Raw genomic sequence first — 21,381 nt, forward strand, 5'->3', positions numbered from 1 at the left:
TTGTGGGAGAGGGCGTCTCCGCTGGCTGACACAGATTCGCTTGGGTGAGGGGTATGCCTCCGCGAGCGTCAGTGCATGTGGATAGCACCCCTCATCCGGCGCTTCGCGCCACCTTCTCCCACAGGGGAGAAGGGAGGAAGTGCGTGCGAAGAAGTGCGAGCCTCGATCAGCTAGACATCATCCGCAACAACGCGCCTACACCGTCGCGCCTTGCGCCTTCGGCCGGCGCAGGTGCTCGTCCAGCCGTGGCATGATCTCGACGAAATTGCAGGGGCGCGTGCGGTAGTCGAGCTGGGCTGCGAGGATGCCGTCCCAGCCATCGCGGCAGGCCCCCGGCGAGCCAGGAAGACAGAAGATGTAGGTCGCACCCGCAACGCCCGCGGTGGCGCGGCTCTGGATGGTCGATGCGCCGATCTTGGCATGGCTCAGCATGTGGAACGCGATCGAGAAACCGTCCATGCGCTTCTCGAACAGCGGCTCGATCGCCTCCGGCGTGACGTCGCGTCCGGTAAAGCCGGTGCCGCCGGTGGTGATGACGACGTCGACGCCGCCATCTGCAATCCAGCGGCGGATCACGGCGCGGATCGCCTCGACATCGTCGGTGACGATCTCGCGCGCGGCGAGATGATGACCCGCAGAGGTGAGACGATCGACCAGGGTCTGGCCGGACTTGTCGTCCGCAAGCGCGCGCGTGTCGGACACGGTGAGCACCGCGATGTTGAGCGGGATGAACGGCTTTGCTTCGTCAATCGGGGCCACGACTTCACTCCTGCTTCCCAGCTATCGCCGTCATCCTGAGGTGCTCGCTCTGCGGTGCAAGCGCACCGCGGGGCGAGCCTCGAAGGATGGGCCAGGGGCTCCGCCATCCTTCGAGGCGCGCAAGGGCGCACACCTCAGGATGACGCCACTACTCCCGGATTCCTGGACGCGCTTTGCGCATCATAGTTCACGTTACGCACGTCCCGGAGCGAAAGGCTACAACGCTCCCGCGCCGAACGTGTTGCAGGCCTGGACCGTGCCCTGCTGGTAGCCGGTCATGAACCATTGCTTGCGTTGCGCCGCCGAGCCGTGGGTGAAGGAGTCAGGCACGACGCGGCCGGTCGACTGGCGCTGCAGCGTATCGTCGCCGATCGCGCTCGCCGTGGTCAGCGCAGCCTCGATGTCGCCGGGCTCCAGGAAGTTCGGACGCTTCTTCGCCTCGCGGTTGACCCAGACGCCGGACAGGCAGTCGGCCTGCAATTCCACCTTCACCTGGAGCGCATTCGCCTCGGCCTTCGAGCCGACCTGCTGCTGCAGCCGCGTCACGCGCGGAATGATGCCGAGCAGGTTCTGGATGTGATGGCCGGCTTCATGCGCGATGATGTAGGCCGTCGTGAAATTGCACGCCGACTTGCCGGAGCAGCCGCGAAAGCGTGTCTCGACTTCGCGGAAGAAGGCGGTGTCGAGGAAGATGGTCCGGTCGGGCGGACAATAGAACGGCCCCATCGCCGACTGCGCCATGCCGCAGCGGCCGCCATTGGTGGCGTTGCGGAACAGCACGATCTTCGGACCGGTGTAGGACTGGCCGCTGGCCTGGAAGATCTCGCTCCAGCGATCATCGATCTCGCCGAGGATGCCGGAGATCATGCTGCCCATCTCGTCGGTCGGCGCGCCGCGCTTGCCCGAGGACGCCTGGCGATCGGTCTGGTAGGTCGGCGCATGGCCGCCGCCGGTCAGGATCTCGGCGCCGCCGATCAGGATGCGTGGATCGATGCCAAAGGCGTAGCCGACCAGGCCGAGGATAATGATGGTACCGATGCCGAGCCCGCCGCCGCCGATCGGCAGGCCGAACCCGCCTCCTCCGCCGCCGCCAAAGCCACCACCTTCGTCGCGACGATCCTCGATGTCGTCGCTGCGGCGGAAGTCATCGTAACGCATGGCGGCTTTCCCTCGGGGGTCCCTGATTCAGTTTCGACGGTGCACGAGTATGCGAGAAGCTCAACGCGCCACACAGGTAAAATTTCCGTTGTCTTTATCAATATCGTGGCCGGCAAAAATTGCCTAGTGCGACAGCATGTCGATGCCAGCAATTTTTTCCGGGGGTCGAGCAATTTTTTCCGAGAGAAATTTGCGGCCTTCTTGCGGCCATGATTGCTGCAGCGAGCCGAACAAACGCGAAATACACTGTAAAACACGGCGAATGCGTACAACAACGTTCGCACAACCGGCAAGGCGAGGGCTGCTCACGAAAGCGGCGGGTTAAGTCGTTTTTTACTTTGCCCCTTCAATGTAACGGCCAGTCGGTTGTTTGGTCCCGCGTCGCCGACAGCGTCGCCTGAGTCAGAGTTCTTGAGTCATGGTAGAGTCGCGTCGCGGGGCGTCTGCAAGGGCGCCCCGCACAAATTTCGAGTCTCCTTCGCATCGCATCATTCTCGGCGATTGCGTCGCCGAGATGTCGAAGCTTCAGGCTGGTTCGGTCGACCTGGTGTTCGCCGACCCGCCCTACAATCTCCAGCTCAAGGGCGATCTCAAGCGCCCCGACGAATCCCATGTCGATGCCGTCAACGACGACTGGGACAAGTTCGATTCGTTCGCCGCCTATGACGATTTCACCCGCGCCTGGCTGCTTGCCGCCCGCCGCGCGATGAAGCCATCGGCGACGATCTGGGTGATCGGCTCCTATCACAACATCTTCCGCGTCGGCGCGATCATGCAGGACCTCGGCTTCTGGCTCCTGAACGACATCGTCTGGCGCAAGACCAATCCGATGCCGAATTTCCGCGGCCGCCGCTTCACCAACGCGCACGAAACGATGATCTGGGCCGCGCGTGACGAAAAAGCCAAGGGCTACACGTTCAACTACGAGGCGCTGAAGGCCGCCAACGAGGACGTGCAGGCACGCTCCGACTGGCTGATCCCGCTCTGCACCGGCGAGGAGCGCCTCAAGGGCACCGACGGCAAGAAGGTGCATCCGACGCAGAAGCCGGAAGGCCTGCTCGCGCGCGTGCTGCTGTCGTCATCCAAGCCCGGCGATCTCGTGATCGATCCCTTCAACGGCACCGGCACCACCGGCGCGGTCGCCAAGCGCCTCGGCCGTTCCTATATCGGCTTCGAGCGCGACAAGCTCTACGCCAAGGCGGCCGAGGCCCGCATCGCCGCTGTCCAGCCGCTGCCGGAGGACAGCCTCGCCCCGTTCATGACCGCGCGCGAAGCGCCGCGGGTGGCGTTCGCCGAGCTGATCGAGCGCGGCATGATCATGCCCGGCACGAAACTGTTCGACGCCAAGAAGAAGCTGGGCGCGCTGGTCCGTGCCGACGGCGCCATCATGCTGGGCGACAAGGTCGGCTCGATCCACCGCATCGGCGCCGTGGCGCAAGGCGCGCAGGCCTGCAACGGCTGGACCTTCTGGCACGTCGAGACCAAGAAGGGTCTCAAGCTGATCGACGAGCTCCGCGCCGAGATCCGCGCCGGCATGGCGGCGGAGTAGGTCGCCGCTCGATCGTCATTCCGGGACTCGCCACCGGGTACGCGCGCAGCGCGGCCCGATGACAGGCTCCGCGAGAACCCGGAATCCATCGAGCCACGTCCCATGCCGCCCAATGGATTCCGGGCTCGCGCCAAGAGGCGCGCCCCGGAATGACAGGGGCGTGAATTGAAAGCCGCGTCAGCCGGGACTAGATTTGCCCAATCAGCCCCGTCCTGACCGGTTGGGCTCCATGCGACGACACTCCGAGACATTGCTGCTGGTGCCGCTGCTGCCGATCTTCCTGGCCGGCATGTTTCCGATGTTCCTGATCGCGCTGTTGGGATTTTTCGGGCTCGCGCTGTTCGGCATGCTCGTGATTTGCGTCGGGCTCGCCAGCTCCAACGAGGCGCACGACAATTTCAACCACGACGTCATCGTCCACGGCTACGCACGCGGGCCGGAGCGCGCGGCGCGGGCTTCCGACATGCATCTGGCCGCGCGGCTCGGGCTGCGGCTGGAGGCCGTGGGCGCGGCCATGGTCATTACGGCGACAATCGGCCTTTGTTACGCCGCTTGACCTGCGCACCGCGCAGACACCGCCCGGCAAACTCGGCGGTTGCTCTCCCGCAACGGATTCAGGCAAGACAAGGTCCGCCTAACCACGCCGCGTCCGCGCGCGCAACAGACACCGAGGAGATGCTCGATGCTCAAATTCTATTTCAACGGATCGCCGAACCCGACCAAGGTTGCGCTGTTTCTGGAGGAGTCCGGACTGGCCTTCGAGCCGGTCAAGATCGACACCCGCAAGGGCGAGCAGTTCGCGCCCGAATTTCTGAAGATCAATCCGAACGGCAAGGTGCCGGCCATCGACGACAACGGCACCATCGTGTTCGACTCGAACGCCATCCTGCTCTATCTCGCCGAGAAGACCGGCAAATTCCTGCCCTCGAACCGCGCCGAATTGCTGTCCTGGCTGATGTTCGTGGCGTCGGGCGTCGGGCCGTATTCGGGTCAGGCCGTCCACTTCAAGCATTTCGCGCCGAAGGACCAGAACCACGACTACGCCCATAATCGCTACCAATACGAGACCGATCGCCACTACAGGATTCTCGACGGTCACCTCCAAGGCCGCCGCTACATGGTTGGCGACAGCTATTCGATCGTCGACATGGCACTGTGGGGCTGGGCGCGGATGGTGCCGTTCAAGCTCGGCGACGACGCCTTTGCGCGATACCCGAACGTGAAGCGGCTCGTCGACGAGATCTCGGCGCGGCCCGCGGCGGCGCGCGCCATCGCCCTGAAGGACAAGTTCACCTTCAAGGCCGAGATGGACGACGAGGCGCGCAGCAACATGTTCAAGCACATGGCGACCAAGGTGGCCTGATCGCTGTAGCAGTCATTCCGGGGCGCCGCAGGGCGGCGAACTGTGGTGCGCAGTTGCGCACCTTAGAATCTCGAGATTCCGGGGTCGATGCTTCGCATCGCCCCGGAATGACGATGCAGCAGGATACGTCCGCTTTCAGTTAGGCTGCGTGGACCGAGCCCAGGAACTTCGCCACCTCCTCCTTCAGCCGGTTGCTGTCGGCCGAGAGTGAGCGCGCCGCCGAAAGCACCTGCGAGGACGCCGATCCGGTCTCGGAGGCGCCGCGCTGCACGTCGCCGATGTTGGACGACACCAGCTGGGTGCCCTGGGCCGCCTGCTGGACGTTGCGGGAGATCTCCTGCGTCGCCGCGCCCTGCTGCTCCACGGCGGCGGCCACCGTCGACGAAATCTCCGACAGGCGCTCGATGGTGCCGCTGATCTCCCTGATCGAGCCGACCGACTCCTCCGTCGCCGCCTGGATGCCGGAGATCTGCTGGGCGATCTCGCCGGTGGCCTTCGACGTCTGCTCGGCGAGCGCCTTGACCTCGGAGGCGACCACCGCAAAGCCGCGGCCGGCGTCGCCCGCGCGCGCCGCCTCGATGGTGGCGTTCAGCGCCAGCAGGTTGGTCTGGCCGGCGATCGTGCTGATCAGCTCGACGACGTCACCGATCCGCGCGGCGGCCTTCGAGAGCGCGCCGACGCGCTCGTTGGTCCGGCTTGCCTGACCGACGGCCTCGGTGGCGATGCGGGCGGATTCCTGCACCTGGCGCGCGATCTCGGACACCGAGGACGAGAGCTCCTCGGTCGCCGAAGCGACCGCCTGCACATTGGCCGAGGCCTCCTGCGAGGCGCTGGCGACCTCGGTCGACAGGTCCTGGGCGCGCGCGGCGGTCGTGGTCAAGGTACCCGCGGAGGCTTCCAGCTCGTTCGACGCCGATGACACCGTGTTGACGATCTCGCCCACCGCCTGTTCGAACTGGTCGGCCAGCCGGGCCATGTCTCTCTTGCGGTTCTCGGCCTGCCGCGCCTCGAGCTCGGCCTGCTCGGAGCGCATGCGCTCGGTCTCGATCATGTTGTCCTTGAACACCTGGATCGCCTTGGCCATGTCGCCGATCTCGTCGGCCCTGCCGCGGCCGGGAATCTCGACCTCAAGATTGCCGCCGGCAAGCCGCCCCATCGCGCCTGTCATCGAGGTCAAGGGACCGACGATGCTGCGGGCGATCAGGAAGGCGACGATGCCGCCGAACAGGATAGCGAGGCCGCCGGCGATCTCCTGAACGGTCGTCGTTCCGGCGATCACGGATTCAGCGGTGGTCCGCGATTGCTGGTAGTCCTGCTTCAGCGTCGTTTCCGCCACCTTGAGCTTGGCGATGCTGTCGACGATGAGGGGCGCGAGGTTCTTATGGTAGATCTCGTCCGCCTGAAGCATCGCTGCGGAGGTCGCCTCGAACGCCGACTTGTAGATTCCGAGCGAGGTCTTCACCGGCGCCAGCGTGGCTCGCAACTCCGTCGCCTGCGGGCTCTTTTCGAGTGCCGCGAGCCGTTGCGCGGCCCTGTCGACGCTCGCCCTGAAGGTCGCAGGGCCCTGGGTATCGCGAAGTGCGAGAAAACGCCAGTTTGCGATCCTCACGAGCAGGATTCGCGATTCGAGATCGGCGACGAGGGCCGCCGTATCTTCGTCGACGGCGGCGCGCGCCACGTCGACGAGCTTGCCCGTCTTGACGGCCAGATCCTCCCCGCTCGGCAGCAGCGTCGCCTTGCCCGTTCTTGCCTCGTTGACGGCGTCGCCGAGATTGTCACGCAGGCGTCGCATTTTGGCGATGTCGTCGATGAGGCCGTTATAGAGCGCTCGCCGCTCCTCCGAGATCGTCCCCTTCGCGCCGACCCGCAGCAGCTCGGTCGCCGCGGTTTCCCGCTCCGCCGCTTCCTTCATCGCGGATTCGTTGGCGTCGTAGACGTAGCGAAGATTGGCCCGCTGGATCGCCTGAAGGTTGGTCGAGATTTCCAGCACCCGCGCCGTGCTGTCCGAGAGCGCGGATTGTCTTGCAACCTGATCCTGCACGTCCTGCAAATTCCAGACGGCAACCACTGCCATCACGAGACCGACCGCCACCAAGGCCATGAAGCCTGCGTACAGGCGTCCCCTGATCCGCAAACGAAATTTCGGCATTCCCACTGTCCACCCAGATGCATTCCACTTCGGGCGGCCGAACAACGCCGGCGATCGTCACCGGCCACCCCGGCAGCCGCGCGTCGCATTCTCGCGACCCACGCTGCACCGCGACACAATGGAGGACACTCGTTAATTGAACCTTCAAATTTTTCGCGCGATTGAGATTGGCCGGCACCCACCCTGCTGCTTTTGTCGGCAGCCATGCAAAGATCGCGCGGCGACGCGCAGCGTCATGCAGAGCGCGGCATGCGAACGCTCACGAGGCGCCGGCCTTCTGCAATTTTTCGAGTGCATGCTCGACCACTTCCAGCGTGTAGGGCTTCTGAACCACCGGCGACGATGCCAGTTGCTCCGGGAGCGGCGCGCGCTCGCCATAGCCGGTCGCGAAGATGAAGGGCACCCCGATCTCCTTGAGCTTCTGAGCCACCTTGATGCTGCTCTCGCTGCCGAGATTGAGATCGAGCAGGGCAAAGCTCGGCCGGGTGCGTTCGATCGACCGCAGCGCCTGATCGACGGTCGCGGCGGTGTCGACGTGGCGGGCGCCGAGATCGAGCAGGATGACCTCCGCCGCCATGGCGATGATCAGATTGTCTTCCACGATCAGCGCGGTCTCCGAGATCCGGGGACGGTTGGCCTGCTGCTCCTCGATCCGCATGGCGGCTCCTGCTATTGACGGCACAAGTTCGACGAAATTGGCGGGAATGACGAACCTCGCCTGCACCCCCAGAAGATCGAAGCGGATCTCGGCATCGCCCTTGAGATCGAAGGGCACCGACCGCTCGATGATCGTGGTCCCGAAGCCGCGCCGCGACGGCGGCTGCACGGGCGGGCCGCCGCTCTCCTTCCATTCGATGACGAGGCTGGAGGATGGGTCAAGACGCCAGACCACCTCGACACTGCCGGTGGAATCGGCAAGTGCGCCGTATTTGGCGGAATTGGTCATCATCTCATGGACCACGAGCGCCAGCGTCGCGAACGCCTTTGGATCGAGCGCGACGTCCGGACCGCCGATCTTCACCCGTTCCGCGCGCGCGCCGAGATAGGCGCCGGCCTCGGATTCGACGAGGGTCCGCAGCGCCACCGGCGCCCAGTTCAGATTGGTGATCTGGTCATGGGCGCGGGCCAGCGCCTGGATTCGGCCGCCGAGCACGCTGGCAAACTCCTCCACGCTCGTCGCGGTGTCCTTGCTCTGCGCCACCAGCGCACGCACCAAGCTCAGGATGTTGCGGACGCGGTGATTGAGCTCGGCGATCATCAGCTCCTGCCGCTCCTGCGCCCCACGGCGCTCGCGCGCGGCGAGGTCGGACAATTGCAGGATCACCTCCAGCAGCGTGACTCGCAGGCTCTCGGCGATGCGGAAGTCGGCCGCCGACCACGGCTTCGACTGGCCCGCCACCGTCTCCTGCCAGAGCTCGAAGCTCTTGCGCGGGGTCAGCCGAGGCCCGTTCGGCCCCTCGTCGTAGACCTTGTTGGGAGCACCGGCCCAGTTCACCGAGCGCGTCAGCTCGCGGCGGAAGAAGATCAGGCAGTCGCGCGGGGTGCGCGAGATCGGGATGGCCAGAAAGCCCGCGGCGCGGTCGCGGAACGCCTCGCCGGCGGCATAGACCTTGGCGATCTCTGCGCTCGCGAAGATTCGTCCCGGCGAGGTCCGGTTGATGAAGGCGACGAGGTCCTTGACCTCGTCCTCGGTCGGCGTATCGCCCTGCAGCACGATGCTGTTGTCGGACCACACCGCGACGCCGTCGCATTCGATCATCTTGCGGTAGTCGCCGAGGAAGTCGACGATGGCGCGGCGGCTGTGCTCGTGCGAGGCCGCGATCTCGATCAGCCGCTCCTGGACTTGATGAGCGCGGGCCTCGTAGGCGACGTCGCCCTCGCGCTCGCGCCCCTCGACGATCCAGGAGAACATCTGCCCGAATAGCTCGGAGGCGGTGCGCTTGTCGAACGAGATGTAGCGCGGCGAATAATGATGGCAGGCAAACAGCCCCCACAGCTTGCCGTCGCGCAGGATCGACACCGACATGGAGGCGGCAACGCCCATGTTGCGCAGATATTCGATGTGAATCGGCGAGACCGAGCGCAGCACGCTCATCGACAGATCGAGCAGCCCTGCGTTGTGCGTAGCTGTCGACACCAGCGCGGCCGGCCCGGCATTGACGTCGGCGATGATGCGCAGCCAATTGCGCTGGTAAAGGGCCCGCGCCTGCCTCGGAATGTCCGACGCGGGATAACGCAGACCGAGGAAGGATTCGAGCTCCGCCTCAGCGGTCTCGGCGATCACTTCGCCTGATCCGTCCGGATGAAACTGATAGACCATGACCCGGTCGAATCCGGTCAGCACCTTGAGCTGGCGCGCCGCCTCCCGCGCCAGATCGGCCATGCCGCGCGTCTTGCGGATCCTCTCGAGCATCAAGCGCACGAGTTCGCCCGAATTGAAGCCGGGCTCGTGCGCGCTCGGCTCCGCCTCGATGATCAGATAAACGCCGGAAAGATGAATCGAGAGATCGAAGGGCGGCCTGCCTGGCTGCAGCTCCACGCCGAACAGGCGTTCGGTCGCGTCCGGACCACCGAGATGATCAACGCGTCCGCGGATCGTTTCGACCGCCGTCGCAGAGACGACGCTCGACAGCGGCTGCTGGAGCAGGTCGGCAACATCCGTCCCAAGGAAGCTCCCTACGTTGTTCGATGCCATGCAGATCGTGAAATCCGGCAACACGGCCAGCAGGAAGCCAAACGGCTGCACGCTGCCGGGAATGTGAATCGGCTCGCGGTCGCAATTGGTGAGATTGACCGCCTCGTTCATGCCCGGTCCGCCGCCCGCTCGAATGCGTCGAAAGCAATGCGAGCGGAATCGATGATCTCGTCCTCGTCACCCGGTTCTTCGCTTGCGAGCTTCACCAGAAAGCTCTGCCAGAGCCGCTCGCCCGCGCCATGGCGGAGATAGGTGGTGGCTTCACTGATGCGCGGATCGCCCGCATCCGCGATTGTCTTCAGCAGGAACTTCGCGCCGAGCCGCGAGCCCTCCAGCACATACATCGTGCCAAGCACCCCGCTGCGCGTCAGCCGCGGCACCGACACTGTCGACGCCGCGCTCGTGCCGAGGCGTCCGAGATCAACCGCAATCGCAGCGCTGCGCGACCGTTCGGGCCAGTCCGCAAACATGCGCTCCACGCCCGCCTCGACGAGCGCGGCTTCGAGCGGAAGAAGAGCTCCGGCGCTGGCCTGAAGAAAGCGGCCATAGCCGGCGAGGCCGCCGAGATCGAATGCGGAGAGCCGGGTGTCGAGCGCGCGGTGCGCAGCCGAGGTCGCTTCTCTCAGTCGTTCGCGGAGTCCGGAGAAGCTGCAGCCCACCTGTGTCGAGACGTGCGAAGCCCCAGCCAGCATGAAATTCCCGGAAATGCAGGTTGCCGGGGCGCGATCGCTCCCGAGCGAGGGGAACGCCGGCGGAAACCGAAGGTTCCGCCGGGCTCGGAAGGAAGTAGAGGCGCCTCCGCTCTATTTCCGCCGGACAGGTTTTCTCAGCTCGTACGCAATCTCCGACCGCGTCATTCCGCAATCCAGAAGTTCCCGCTCGCTCATCGCGGCGAGCTGGCCGTGTATCCGCGTGCGCTCTCGCCGGAGCCGGATGATCTCCGCCAGCTTTCGCCAGACCCACACGACCCTCGCAGACCGGAACGAATGGCGCCAGCCGGCAGACCAGACGGTGCTCAAACCGCTAGCCCGCGGCTCTCGCGACCGTTTGTGGAAACGGACCGAGCGCCCTCTCGGTCAGGATCGAGTCGCAGTACTCGCGGATCTCCTTGATCTTGCCGTCCGCGAGGCGAAACACCAGGCAATAGTCGTTGTCGTAGCGCACGCCTTCGGGCGTGACGTTGTCGCCCTTGGCTTCCACGACGACGATGTCCCCGTCGGCGATGAAGCGGTGAGCGATTGTCCGCGTCCGGTCGCGCAGGCGCGTGCGCACATAGCCGTGCAAATCGTTGAGGATCGCCTCCTTGCCCGAAAAGGTGCGGGACCAGGAATATTGCCCGGTCACGATCCATTTGGCGTCGTCGGCAAGACTGGCGGTGAACAAGGCGCGGTCGCGCACGGCCGGATCGGGATTCGCGGCGGCGGCAAAGATATCCTGCATCAGTTTCTTGTTGGCGGCAGCGCTCATGGCGGCATCTCCGTGGTGTGACATCGCGAAGATCATCACCGGCCGATCAGCATTCTTCAAATCAATAGTGAATATGATATATATTCACCTTATGAATTTGAATTCGCTTGACCTCAATCTGCTGACCGCGCTCGATGCGCTGCTGCGCGAGGCCAATGTCAGCCGCGCCGCGCTGCGGCTCGGGCTGTCGCAGCCGGCGGCGAGCCATGCGCTGCAGCGCCTGCGCGACATTTTTGGCGATCCGCTGCTGGTACGCACCGGCGCGCGGATGGAGCTGACGCCACGGGCCCTGGCGCTGCGCGCCCCGCTGGCGCAGGCGCTGGACCAGGTGCGCGGGCTGTTCGTGCCCGACGATTTCGACGCCGCGCGCAGCGAGCGGCAATTCCGCCTGATGATGCCGGATCTCGCGGTCGAGCTGTTGATGCCGCGCTTCATGGAGAAGGTGACGCAGGCCGCGCCCAACGTCCGCATCGACGTCGTGCCGTGGCGGGGATCGGCGATATTCCATGCCGAATTCGCCCGCACCATCGATCTCGTGATCTCGATCGGAAACGCCTTCAAGGGTTTTCACCGCCAGCTGCTCTATACCGACAGCGACGCATTGGCGGTGCGGCGCGGCCATCCGATAGGCGCAAAGCTGAAGCGGCGCGAGACGTTCCTGGCCGCGCGCCATGTCGGCGTGATCATCCGCGGCGGTGCCGAAGACCTGATCGACCCTTGGCTGCGAGCCAAGGGCGTCGAGCGGCATATCTCGCTGGTGGTGTCAGGCTATCTCGAGGCGCTGCACGTCGCCGCCCGCACCGACCTCGTCGCCTTCGTGCCGCGCCGGCTGATCGCAGCGCTGTCGAAGCAGCTCGGCCTCGTCACGGTGACGCCGCCGCTCGACCCCGGGATCGACGAACAGTTCATGTTCCATCCGACCCGCGCGCAGATGGACCCCGGCTCGATCTGGCTGCGGCGGCTGATGCTTCAGACGGGACGGGAATTGGAGAGGGGTCGTAGGGTGGATTAGCCGAAGGCGTAATCCACCAACTTCGTCTGCGATTGCCGATGCATGGTGGGTTACGCCGCGCAAATGCGCTTTGCGCATCTGCGCGGCTAACCCACCCTACAGGAGCCCTTACGCCTTCTGCGCCGCCATCACCTTGCTCACCGCGGGGCGGTCGGACATGCGCTTGAAGTGATCGGCGATTTTCGGCGTCGCATTGATATCGACGCTGTCGCCTTCGAGCCAGGTCGAGAGCGTGTAGAGATAGGGATCGCAGATCGTGAACTGCTCGCCCATGACCCAGGGCCCCCGAAACATCTTCTGCTCGATGAGCTTGAAGCAGGCCGCCATGGTCTTCGGGACCATTGCCTTCATGTCGGCGAACGAGCTCTCCTCCGTCGCCCAGCGCGCGCCGCGCATCTTGTGAGCGTGGTTGATGTGCACGGTCGAGCAGAGATAGGAGTTGAACGACTGCACCTCGGCAAAATCGAAGGGGTCGTCGAGCGGTGCGAGCTTCGCCTTGGGGAAGGTCTGCGCGATGTAGGCCAGCATCGCCGGCGTCTCGGTCAGGACGCCGCGGTCGGTGACCAGCGCCGGCACCCGGCCCTTCGGGTTGATCGCGAGATAGTCCGGGCTGTTCTGCTGGTTGTCCTTGAAGCTCAGCCGTTCGGCCGCGTAGTCGGCGCCAGCTTCTTCCAGGGTGATGTACGTGGCGAGCGCGCAGGTGCCGGTGGCGTAGTAGAGCTTGAGCATGTCGGACCTCATGGGAAAACCGGACGTTAACGGCTGGCGACCCCCAGGTCCATAGCACCGCAGCCTCTTCGCAGTTGCCCACCGCGGCCCGCCTGTGCCAAGACGCCTGCAATCGGAGGGGGGATCTCATGACCGTACTCATCGCCGGCGGCGGCATCGGCGGGCTGACGCTTGCGCTCAGCCTGCACGGAATCGGCATTCCCGTGAAAGTGTTCGAGAGCGTTGCGGAACTGAAGCCGCTCGGCGTCGGCATCAACGTGCTGCCGCATGCGGTGCGCGAGCTGATCGAGCTCGGCTTGATGGACAAGCTGAACGCCAGCGGTGTGCGGACGCGCGAGCTCGCCTATTTCTCCAAGCACGGCAAGCCGATCTGGAGCGAGCCCCGCGGACTGGAGGCCGGGTACAAATGGCCGCAATTCTCGATCCACCGTGGCACGCTACAGCAGCTCCTGCTCGACGCAGCGATCGAGCGGCTCGGCCGCGAGAACATCCTCACCAGCCACCATCTGACCGGCTGGACCGAGACGGCGGACGGCGTGCGCGCCGAATTCATCGACAAGGCGACCGGCAAAGCCGCCGGGACCTACGACGGCGCGATTCTGATCGCCGCTGACGGCATCCATTCCGCCGTGCGCGAAAAGCTCTATCCGGGCGAAGGCCCGCCGATCTGGAACGGCCGCATTCTCTGGCGCGGCGTGACGCCCGCAAAAGCTTTCCTCAGCGGCCGCACCATGATCATGGCGGGACACGAGGTCCTGAAATTCGTCTGCTATCCGATCAGCAAGGCGCCGGATGCGGCGGGCAATTATCAGATCAACTGGGTCGCCGAGCGGCATATGCCCCCGACCTATCAGTGGCGGCGCGAGGACTATAACCGCACCGCGCGGCTGGAAGAGTTTTTGCCATGGTTCGAAAGCTGGACGTTCGACTGGCTCGACGTGCCCGGGTTGATCAAGAATTGCCCGCACGCCTATGAATATCCGCTGGTCGACCGTGATCCGGTGTCGCAGTGGACCTTCGGCCGCGTCACGCTGATGGGCGATGCCGCGCATCCGATGTACCCGATCGGCTCGAACGGCGCCTCGCAAGCGATCCTCGACGCCCGCGTCATCACCCGCGAGATTCTCGCGCATGGTCCGACGAGCGCCGCGCTGCTCGCCTATGAAGCCGAGCGGAGGCCCGCGACCACCGACCTCGTCCTGCTCAACCGCAAGAACGGCCCTGAGCAGGTGATGCAGCTCGTCGAGGAGCGCGCGCCGGATGGCTTTGAGGTCGTCACCGACGTCTTGTCCCAGCAGGAGCTGGAAGGCATCGCCGCGAACTACAAGCGCGTCGCGGGCTTTCAGGTCGACGCGCTGAATGCGAAGCCGCCGATCGTGAGCAAGGACGCGCGGGCGAGTGCGTGAGCTTTCGCACGAGGCGAGATGCCCGTTGATGTGCCCTCGCCCCTTGCGTGAGAGGGCAGCGATGCCGGAAGACGCAGGCTCACTCGGGGTGAGGGGTATCTCTCCGCGAGTCCAACTCGCAGTTTAGACTCGCGGAGAGAACCCCCTCATCCGGCGCCACCTTCTCCCACAAGGGGAGAAGAAAGGTGCGCAACGCTAAACTATTTCCCCACCACCCTCGCCGCCTCCAGCAGCCGCTCGCTCGCGCTGGCCGTCGCCAGCAGCGTGCCGTCCTCCGCCATCAGCTTGGCTTCGACGAAGGCAATCGTCTTGCCGAGTTGCGTCACCTTGGCCTCGCCGATGATCGAGCCGGGCTTTGCGGGTGCCAAAAAATTCACGGTCATGCTGATGGTGGTGGTGTAGAGCCGGCCCTCGCTCATCACCAGCACCGCCGGGCCCATCGTGTCGTCGAGCATGGCCGAGAGCATGCCGCCCTGGATGAAACCCGCAGGGTTGCAGAACTCCGGCTTGCCTTCGAAACCGAGCTTGATCCAGCCCTCCTGCGGGCGAGCATCGAGCAGACGCCATCCCAGCAGTTCGGCACAGGGTGGCCTTCGGAAGTTGTCGAGCGCGGTCTTGACCATGCGAGATCTCCTGTTGCCCGCTGGTAACGCAAGGCTGCTGACAGCCTGTTGTCAGCAGGATGGAGTCCTAAAGCGCGATGCGATTAGGATGAATCGTCATCGCGCTTTAGGTTGTTGTTTAAGCATGATCTTTTCGGAAAACCGCTGCACACTTTTCCGGATCATGCTTTAGAGACCCAATCCATGCGCGATCACCTTGCGCATGACGTTGGGCAGCGCTTCGCCGGCCAGGGCTGCGATCGGCACCCAGCGCATGCCCTCGGGCGCGCGCGCGCGGGCTTCCACCTTCGCGGTGTAGACTACCAGCTCCAGCGGAAAATGCGTGAAGACGTGGGTGACGACGCCCACCTTGCGCTGCCAGCGCGACAGCCCCTTCAGCTCCGGCGCCTGCTGCTTCGCCGCCGTATCGTCCTGGCCGGCGAGCCAGTCCGAGCCCGGCACTTCCGTCATGCCGCCGAGCAGGCCCTTTTCGGGCCGCGAGCGGACCAGCAGCTCGTCGCCGCGCGTGACCACGAAAGCCGCCCCCCGCCGCAGCGTCCCGCTCTTCTTCGGCGCCTTGCGCGGAAAGGTCTCCTGCGTGCCCTGCGCACGCGCGATGCAATCCTCGCTCAGCGGGCACAGCGCACAGGCCGGCTTCTTCGGCGTGCAGATCGAGGCGCCGAGATCCATCAGCGCCTGCGCGCTGTCCCCCGCGCGAGACGTCTCGTCGCCGGCGCGAGAATCCGCCAGCAGCGTCGCCGCCAGTTGCTGGATCAGCGGCTTGGCCTGCGGCAGCTCCTCCTCGACCGCGAACAGGCGCGACACCACCCGCTCGATATTGCCGTCGACCGGCATGGTGCGACGGTCGAACGCGATCGCGGCGATCGCCGCCGCCGTGTAGGGCCCGATCCCCGGCAGCGCGCGCAAGCCCTCCTCCGTATCGGGAAAGACGCCGTCATGCTCGCGCGTCACTGCGACCGCGCAAGCATGGAGGTTTCGCGCGCGCGAGTAATAGCCGAGCCCCGCCCACATCCGCAGCACGTCGTCCTGCGAGGCCCGGCCCAGCGCCGTGACATCCGGCCAGCGCGCGACGAATTTCTCGAAGTAAGGCCCGACCGCCTTCACCGTGGTCTGCTGGAGCATGATCTCCGACAGCCAGACGCGATAGGGGTCCGATGTCTCACCAGGAGCCGCGCGCCAGGGCAGGCGGCGACGGTGGCGGTCGTACCAAGACAGCAGGAGCGTTGGGCGCGATGATGGTGTCGACGGCGCGGGTTCCGGCCTGGCCTTGCGGGCAGATCTGGGGCTCATGTCCACACTCTAACGAGGTCACGGCGATCTCTCCACGTCATGCCCGCGCTCGTCGCGGGCATCCACGTCTTTCTTCGCGCGGGATCGTGGATGGCCGGGACAAAGCCCGGCCATGACGGCGCGACGGGTATGTGGCTCCCTTTCGGAAGTGCTATAATGGCCCATGTCCAAATTCCCTCCCAAGCCCGGCCCCATCAGCGCCAAGCCGCTCGGCATCCTGCTCGACGACGTCTTTGCCGAGGCCTATGCCAAGCAGGGTTTTGCCGCGCGCGAACTGGTGACGCGGTGGGCGCAGATCGCGGGACCGGAGATCGCGGCCCATGCCGAGCCGCTCAAGATGCAATGGCCACGCCCGGTGGAGGGCCAGCCGCAGGAGCCGGCGACCCTGGTGCTGCGGGTCGAAGGACCGATGGCGCTGGAGATCCAGCACTCCGCCGATGTCATCCTGGAGCGGGTCAACCGCTTCTTCGGCTGGAACGCGGTCGGCAAGCTCGCCTTCCGCCAGGCTCCTCTGTCGCGCGCCCAGCGCCGGGTGCGGCCCGGCCCACCCGACCCCAAGAGCGTCGCCAAGGTGGCGGAGGGCCTGGGTGGCATTGAGGATGACGAGCTCAAGTCGGCGCTGGCCCGGCTGGGGGCCGCCATCAAGCGAAATTGAGCCTCATTCCGCGGCCAAACTGGACCCCTCCGTGCGGCCCGCCATTGCCTCAATCGACGTTTCAAGCTAGCGACAGGCCGTCCGGGCGGGAACCTCGGACGAACCTTGCCAATCCCGGGAGCCGACCTTGATCATCACCCGCCGCGCCTTCACCACGATGCTGTCGCTGACCGGGCTTGCCGCGCTCACCGGGCTCCCGCCGCTGCGGTTCGTCTCGGAAGCCATGATCCCTGAAGCCATGGCGCAGTCGGCCGCCGATGTGGCCAAGCCCGTGTCCCTGCCCGACATGGCGCTCGGGCCGAACGATGCCGCCGTCACCATCACCGAATACGCCTCGATGACCTGCCCGCACTGCGCCGCCTTCAACGAGCAGGTGTTCCCGAAGATCAAGAAGGAATACATCGACACAGGCAAGGTGCGTTACATCTTCCGCGAGTTCCCGCTCGACATCAAAGCCGCCGCCGGATCGATGCTGTCGCGCTGCATCGCCAATGGCGATGCGCCGAAATACTTCGCCGTCACCGACATGCTGTTCCGCCAGCAGAACGACTGGGTGTTGAAGAACACCACGGAGACCTTGACGCGGATCGGCAAGCAGGCCGGCCTCACCCAGCAGCAGGTCGAGGCCTGCCTGAAGGACCAGGCGCTGCTCGACAAGATCGCTGCCGACCAGAAATATGCCAGCGACGTGCTGAAGGTCGATTCGACGCCGACCTTCTTCATCAACGGCGAGAAGATCAAGGGCGAGGCCTCGTTCGAGGAATTCGCCAAGAAGATCAATCCGCTGCTCAAGAGCTGATTCGCACGCGACAATCCTGATTCGCGCATCTCAAGCCGCATTCTTCCCGACATAAATCCCTTGGGAAAAGCGGCTTTCGCTGGTTGCCCTCGCGGCGCACCGCGGCCATTGTCCAGCCGCATGAGCCGCCTCGCGCGACTCACCCAGACAGCGACATTGCCTTCCATGGTATTGTCCCGGCAGGGAGATTCGCGCCTGCCAACAGAGATGCGTGTTTATGAAAATCACCCGCCTGCGCCTTCACGGCTTCAAGTCCTTCGTTGAGCCCACGGACTTCGTCATCGAGCCCGGCCTGACCGGCGTGGTCGGTCCCAACGGTTGCGGCAAGTCGAATCTCGTCGAAGCACTGCGCTGGGCGATGGGCGAGACCTCGTACAAATCGCTGCGCGCCGCCGACATGGACGCGGTGATCTTCGCCGGCTCCGGCAACCGTCCTGCGCGCAACCACGCCGAAGTGACGATGACGATCGACAATGCCGATCGCACCGCGCCGGCGGCGATGAACGACAGCCAGCTTCTGGAAGTCTCCCGCCGCATCGAGCGAGAGGCCGGCTCGGTCTATCGCATCAACGGCCGCGACGTGCGCGCCCGCGACGTACAGATCCTGTTCGCGGACGCCGCCACCGGCGCGCGCTCGCCGGCGCTCGTCCACCAGGGCAAGATCGGCGAGATCATCCAGGCCAAGCCGGAACAGCGCCGCCGCGTGCTGGAAGACGCCGCCGGCGTCGCCGGCCTGCACGCCCGCCGTCACGAGGCCGAGCTGCGGCTGAAGGCGGCCGAAACCAACCTTACCCGCGTCGAGGACGTGATCGGCCAGCTCTCGGGCCAGATGGAAGGCCTGAAGAAGCAGGCCCGCCAGGCGGTGCGCTATCGCGAGGTCGCAGCCAAAGTCCGCAAGGCCGAAGCCACGCTGTACCATCTGCGCTGGATCGGCGCGCATGCCGACGTCAATGAGTCCGGGCAGACCCACGATCTCGCGGTGCGCGAAATGGCCGAGCGCACCCAGCACCAGGCCGAAGCCGCCCGCATCCAGGCCATCCGCGCCGCCGAGATGCCGGCGCTGCGCGATGCCGAGGCGCGCGCCGCGGCCGGCCTGCAGCGCCTGACCAATGCCCGCGAGCTGCTCGATCGCGAGGAAGAGCGCGCCAAGGAGCGCGTCGCCGAGCTCGAGCGGCGCCTCGCCCAGTTCGAAGGCGACATCTCCCGCGCCCAGCAGCAGACCATGGACGCCGACGTCGCACTGCAGCGGCTCGACGCAGAAGACGCCGAGCTGAAGGAAGAGATCAAGTCGCGCGTCGAGAAGCGCTCCGGCGTCGACGAACGCGTCGCCGAAGCCGAGGCGGTGCTGACCGAAACCGAGCGGAAGTTCGCCGAGCTCACCACCGCGCTCGCCGACCTCACCGCCAAGCGCAACCAGCTCGAGGCCAACGTCCGCACCCATCGCGACAAGCTCGCCCGGCTCGACCAGGAGATCGCCAACGTCGCCGCGGAAGAGCAGAAGCTTGCCGCCGAGACCGGTGGCTTCGGCGATCTCGACGAGCTGACCGCGCTGGTCGAGACCGCGGAGCAGACGCTGGCTGCGTCCGAAGCTGCGGCGCAGGCGAGCGAGGCTGCGCACGTGGCCGCGCGCCAGACGCTGGAATCCTCCCGCTCGCCGCTGGTCGAGGCCGACAAGCGCGTGCAGCGGCTCGAGACCGAGGCGCGCACGATCTCCAAGATCGTCAATGGCGAGACCAAGAATCTGTGGCCGCCGATCATCGACGGCATCAACGTCGACAAGGGCTTTGAAAAGGCGATCGGCGCCGCGCTCGGCGACGATCTCGACGCCCCGATCGACCCGTCGGCGCCGATGCGCTGGACCAATGTCGGACACACCGAAGGCGACCCGGCGCTGCCCGAAGGCGTCGTGCCCCTCGCCAATCACGTGCAGGCGCCGGCCGAGCTGGCGCGCCGCCTGGCGCAGATCGGCGTGGTGCCGCGCGAGCGCGGCGCGGAGCTGGTCTCCCAGCTCAAGACCGGCCAGCGGCTGGTCTCGCCCGAGGGCGACGTCTGGCGCTGGGACGGCTTTGTCGCCGCGGCTCACGCCCCGACCGGTGCCGCACGCCGCCTTGCCGAGCGCGCCCGCCTCGTCGACATCGAGAACGAGCTGGAGCAGGCCCGCATCGACGCGCAGATCAAGCGCCAGGCGCTGGAGAACGCCGAGTCCGAGCTGCAGATGGCGGCGAGCACCGAGGGCGCCAGCCGCGAAGCCTGGCGTGCCGCGCAGCGCGAGCTGAACGTCGCGCGCGAGCGCCACGCCAATGCCGAGCGCGAGATCAGCCGCCACGCCGCGCGCAAGGCCACGCTGTCGGAAGCGCACAGCCGCCTCGCCGCCGACCGCGCCGAGGCCGAGGCCGCCTACGAATATGCCGCAGCCGGCATCTCCGAGCTGCCGTCGAGCGAGGACACCGAAACGCGTCTCGCCGCCGTCCGCAGCGACATCGAAGGTCATCGCCGCATGGCCGCCCAGGTCCGCGCCGAGGCGCAGGCGCTGGCACGCGAGGCCGAGCTCGCCGACCGCCGCGTGCAGGCGATCCTCGCCGAACGCACCGAGTGGCAGAACCGCAAGGAGAGCGCGGCCTCCCACATCGACACCATCCAGGCCCGCATCGCCGAGCTCACGATCGAGCGCAGCGAGCTCGAAAACGCGCCGGCCGTATTCGCGGAGAAGCGCAGCGCGCTGATCACCGAGATCGAGTACGCCGAGAACGACCGCCGCATGGCTGCCGACGCGCTCGCTACCGCGGAAAGCGCGATGGCGGAGACTGATCGCGTCGCCAAGCTGACGCTCGAGGCACTGTCGAGCTCCCGCGAGGCCACCGCCCGCGCCGAGGAGCGCATGGAAGGCGCGCGGCGCCGGCTGGAGGACATCGAGCGCGAGATCCGCGACATGCTCGAGGTCGAGCCGCAGGCCGTCGCCGGCCTTGCCGAGATCGAGCCGGGCGCCGAGCTGCCGCCGCTGCACGAGATCGAGGAAGACCTCGAGAAGATGCGCCGCGACCGCGAGCGCCTCGGCGCCGTGAATCTGCGCGCCGAGGAAGAGCTGCGCGAGGTCGAGACCCAGCACACCGGCCTCGTCACCGAGCGGGACGACCTCGTCGAAGCCATCAAGCGGCTGCGCCAGGGCATCCAGAGCCTCAACAAGGAGGCCCGCGAGCGGCTCCTGACCTCGTTCGAGGTCGTCAACAACCACTTCAAGCGCCTGTTCGTCGAGCTGTTCGGCGGCGGCGAGGCCGCGCTGCATCTGATCGAGAGCGACGACCCTTTGGAGGCCGGCCTCGAAATCATCGCCAAGCCGCCGGGCAAGAAGCCGCAGACGCTGTCGCTGCTCTCGGGCGGCGAGCAGGCGCTGACCGCAATGGCGCTGATCTTCGCGGTGTTCCTCACCAACCCCTCGCCGATCTGCGTGCTGGACGAAGTCGACGCGCCGCTCGACGACCACAACGTCGAACGGTACTGCAACCTGCTGCACGAGATGACCAGCTCGACCGACACGCGCTTCATCATCATCACGCACAACCCGATCACCATGGCGCGGATGAACCGCCTGTTCGGCGTCACCATGGCCGAGCGCGGCGTCTCGCAGCTGGTGTCGGTGAGCCTGCAAGAGGCGGTGGACATCCTCGACCAGAACGTGGCGTGAGTCCGCAGTCGCGCCACACCCATTGCGTCATCATCCGCGAAGGCG

Annotated in this window: 17 protein-coding genes; 8 read left to right on the forward strand and 9 right to left on the reverse strand. The window is 66.0% G+C overall.

Features of this window, described 5'->3' with window-relative positions; translation table 11 throughout:
• Nucleotides 1-195: 195 nt before the first annotated feature.
• Both moaB and ypfJ read right to left on the reverse strand, forming a co-directional pair.
• A complete protein-coding gene (moaB, locus tag H1B27_RS25920) occupies nt 196-759 on the reverse strand; it encodes a molybdenum cofactor biosynthesis protein B (protein ID WP_061878499.1) in 564 nt (187 codons plus the stop codon).
• Nucleotides 760-975: 216 nt separating this feature from the next.
• Nucleotides 976-1,917 carry a KPN_02809 family neutral zinc metallopeptidase gene (gene ypfJ / locus H1B27_RS25925; RefSeq protein ID WP_061878500.1) on the reverse strand — a complete coding sequence of 314 codons (942 nt, stop codon included), beginning with the start codon at nt 1,915-1,917 and terminating at the stop codon, nt 976-978.
• A gap of 418 nt (nt 1,918-2,335) precedes the next feature.
• Between ypfJ and H1B27_RS25930 the strand changes: the two genes are divergently transcribed.
• From H1B27_RS25930 to H1B27_RS25940, 3 genes are all read left to right on the forward strand, one after another.
• Nucleotides 2,336-3,466, forward strand: a complete 1,131-nt coding sequence (locus H1B27_RS25930) for a site-specific DNA-methyltransferase (protein ID WP_197967993.1) — start codon at nt 2,336-2,338, stop codon at nt 3,464-3,466.
• A gap of 229 nt (nt 3,467-3,695) precedes the next feature.
• On the forward strand, nt 3,696-4,022 hold the full coding sequence (locus tag H1B27_RS25935; protein WP_061878502.1) for a hypothetical protein: 327 nt from the start codon (nt 3,696-3,698) through the stop codon (nt 4,020-4,022).
• Nucleotides 4,023-4,148: 126 nt separating this feature from the next.
• Nucleotides 4,149-4,829 (forward strand): glutathione S-transferase family protein, encoded by a 681-nt coding sequence (locus tag H1B27_RS25940; protein WP_061878503.1) that lies wholly within the window; start codon nt 4,149-4,151, stop codon nt 4,827-4,829.
• Between the two features lie 139 nt (nt 4,830-4,968).
• On the opposite strand, the gene H1B27_RS25945 is transcribed toward H1B27_RS25940, so the two are convergent.
• The 4 genes from H1B27_RS25945 to H1B27_RS25960 all read right to left on the reverse strand — a co-directional run bounded on the left by H1B27_RS25945 (nt 4,969) and on the right by H1B27_RS25960 (nt 11,140).
• On the reverse strand, nt 4,969-6,978 hold the full coding sequence (locus H1B27_RS25945; protein ID WP_197967994.1) for a HAMP domain-containing methyl-accepting chemotaxis protein: 2,010 nt from the start codon (nt 6,976-6,978) through the stop codon (nt 4,969-4,971).
• A gap of 259 nt (nt 6,979-7,237) precedes the next feature.
• On the reverse strand, nt 7,238-9,784 hold the full coding sequence (locus tag H1B27_RS25950; protein WP_061878505.1) for an HWE histidine kinase domain-containing protein: 2,547 nt from the start codon (nt 9,782-9,784) through the stop codon (nt 7,238-7,240).
• Nucleotides 9,781-10,365, reverse strand: coding sequence for a biliverdin-producing heme oxygenase (locus H1B27_RS25955; protein ID WP_061878506.1), 585 nt, complete (start codon nt 10,363-10,365; stop codon nt 9,781-9,783). The genes H1B27_RS25950 and H1B27_RS25955 overlap by 4 nt, the downstream gene beginning before the upstream one ends.
• A 331-nt stretch (nt 10,366-10,696) precedes the next feature.
• Nucleotides 10,697-11,140 (reverse strand): nuclear transport factor 2 family protein, encoded by a 444-nt coding sequence (locus tag H1B27_RS25960; protein WP_197967995.1) that lies wholly within the window; start codon nt 11,138-11,140, stop codon nt 10,697-10,699.
• Nucleotides 11,141-11,231: 91 nt separating this feature from the next.
• On the opposite strand from H1B27_RS25960, the gene H1B27_RS25965 reads away from it, so the two are divergent.
• Nucleotides 11,232-12,152 carry a LysR family transcriptional regulator gene (locus tag H1B27_RS25965; RefSeq protein ID WP_061878508.1) on the forward strand — a complete coding sequence of 307 codons (921 nt, stop codon included), beginning with the start codon at nt 11,232-11,234 and terminating at the stop codon, nt 12,150-12,152.
• 108 nt (nt 12,153-12,260) lie between these two features.
• On the opposite strand, the gene H1B27_RS25970 is transcribed toward H1B27_RS25965, so the two are convergent.
• A complete protein-coding gene (locus tag H1B27_RS25970) occupies nt 12,261-12,881 on the reverse strand; it encodes a glutathione S-transferase family protein (protein ID WP_197967996.1) in 621 nt (206 codons plus the stop codon).
• Nucleotides 12,882-13,009: 128 nt separating this feature from the next.
• On the opposite strand from H1B27_RS25970, the gene H1B27_RS25975 reads away from it, so the two are divergent.
• Complete coding sequence (locus tag H1B27_RS25975) at nt 13,010-14,287, forward strand: flavin-dependent oxidoreductase (protein ID WP_197967997.1); 1,278 nt, start codon at nt 13,010-13,012, stop codon at nt 14,285-14,287.
• A gap of 200 nt (nt 14,288-14,487) precedes the next feature.
• Here H1B27_RS25975 and H1B27_RS25980 read toward each other — a convergent pair whose 3' ends face one another.
• A complete protein-coding gene (locus tag H1B27_RS25980) occupies nt 14,488-14,910 on the reverse strand; it encodes a PaaI family thioesterase (protein WP_197967998.1) in 423 nt (140 codons plus the stop codon).
• 168 nt (nt 14,911-15,078) lie between these two features.
• Nucleotides 15,079-16,200: an A/G-specific adenine glycosylase gene (gene mutY / locus H1B27_RS25985; protein WP_197967999.1), complete on the reverse strand. Its 1,122-nt coding sequence runs from the start codon at nt 16,198-16,200 to the stop codon at nt 15,079-15,081.
• 163 nt (nt 16,201-16,363) lie between these two features.
• On the opposite strand from mutY, the gene H1B27_RS25990 reads away from it, so the two are divergent.
• The 3 genes from H1B27_RS25990 (at nt 16,364) to smc (ending at nt 21,336) form a co-directional block, all read left to right on the forward strand.
• Entirely contained in the window at nt 16,364-16,855 is a 492-nt protein-coding gene (locus H1B27_RS25990; protein WP_197968000.1) for a DUF721 domain-containing protein, read from the forward strand.
• Between the two features lie 127 nt (nt 16,856-16,982).
• Complete coding sequence (locus tag H1B27_RS25995; protein WP_061878513.1) at nt 16,983-17,654, forward strand: DsbA family protein; 672 nt, start codon at nt 16,983-16,985, stop codon at nt 17,652-17,654.
• A 217-nt stretch (nt 17,655-17,871) separates the two neighbouring features.
• Nucleotides 17,872-21,336, forward strand: a complete 3,465-nt coding sequence (smc, locus tag H1B27_RS26000; protein WP_197968001.1) for a chromosome segregation protein SMC — start codon at nt 17,872-17,874, stop codon at nt 21,334-21,336.
• Nucleotides 21,337-21,381 lie beyond the last annotated feature (45 nt).

Source organism: Bradyrhizobium diversitatis, from assembly GCF_016031635.1.
In the GTDB taxonomy this organism is placed as follows: Bacteria; Pseudomonadota; Alphaproteobacteria; order Rhizobiales; family Xanthobacteraceae; genus Bradyrhizobium; species Bradyrhizobium diversitatis.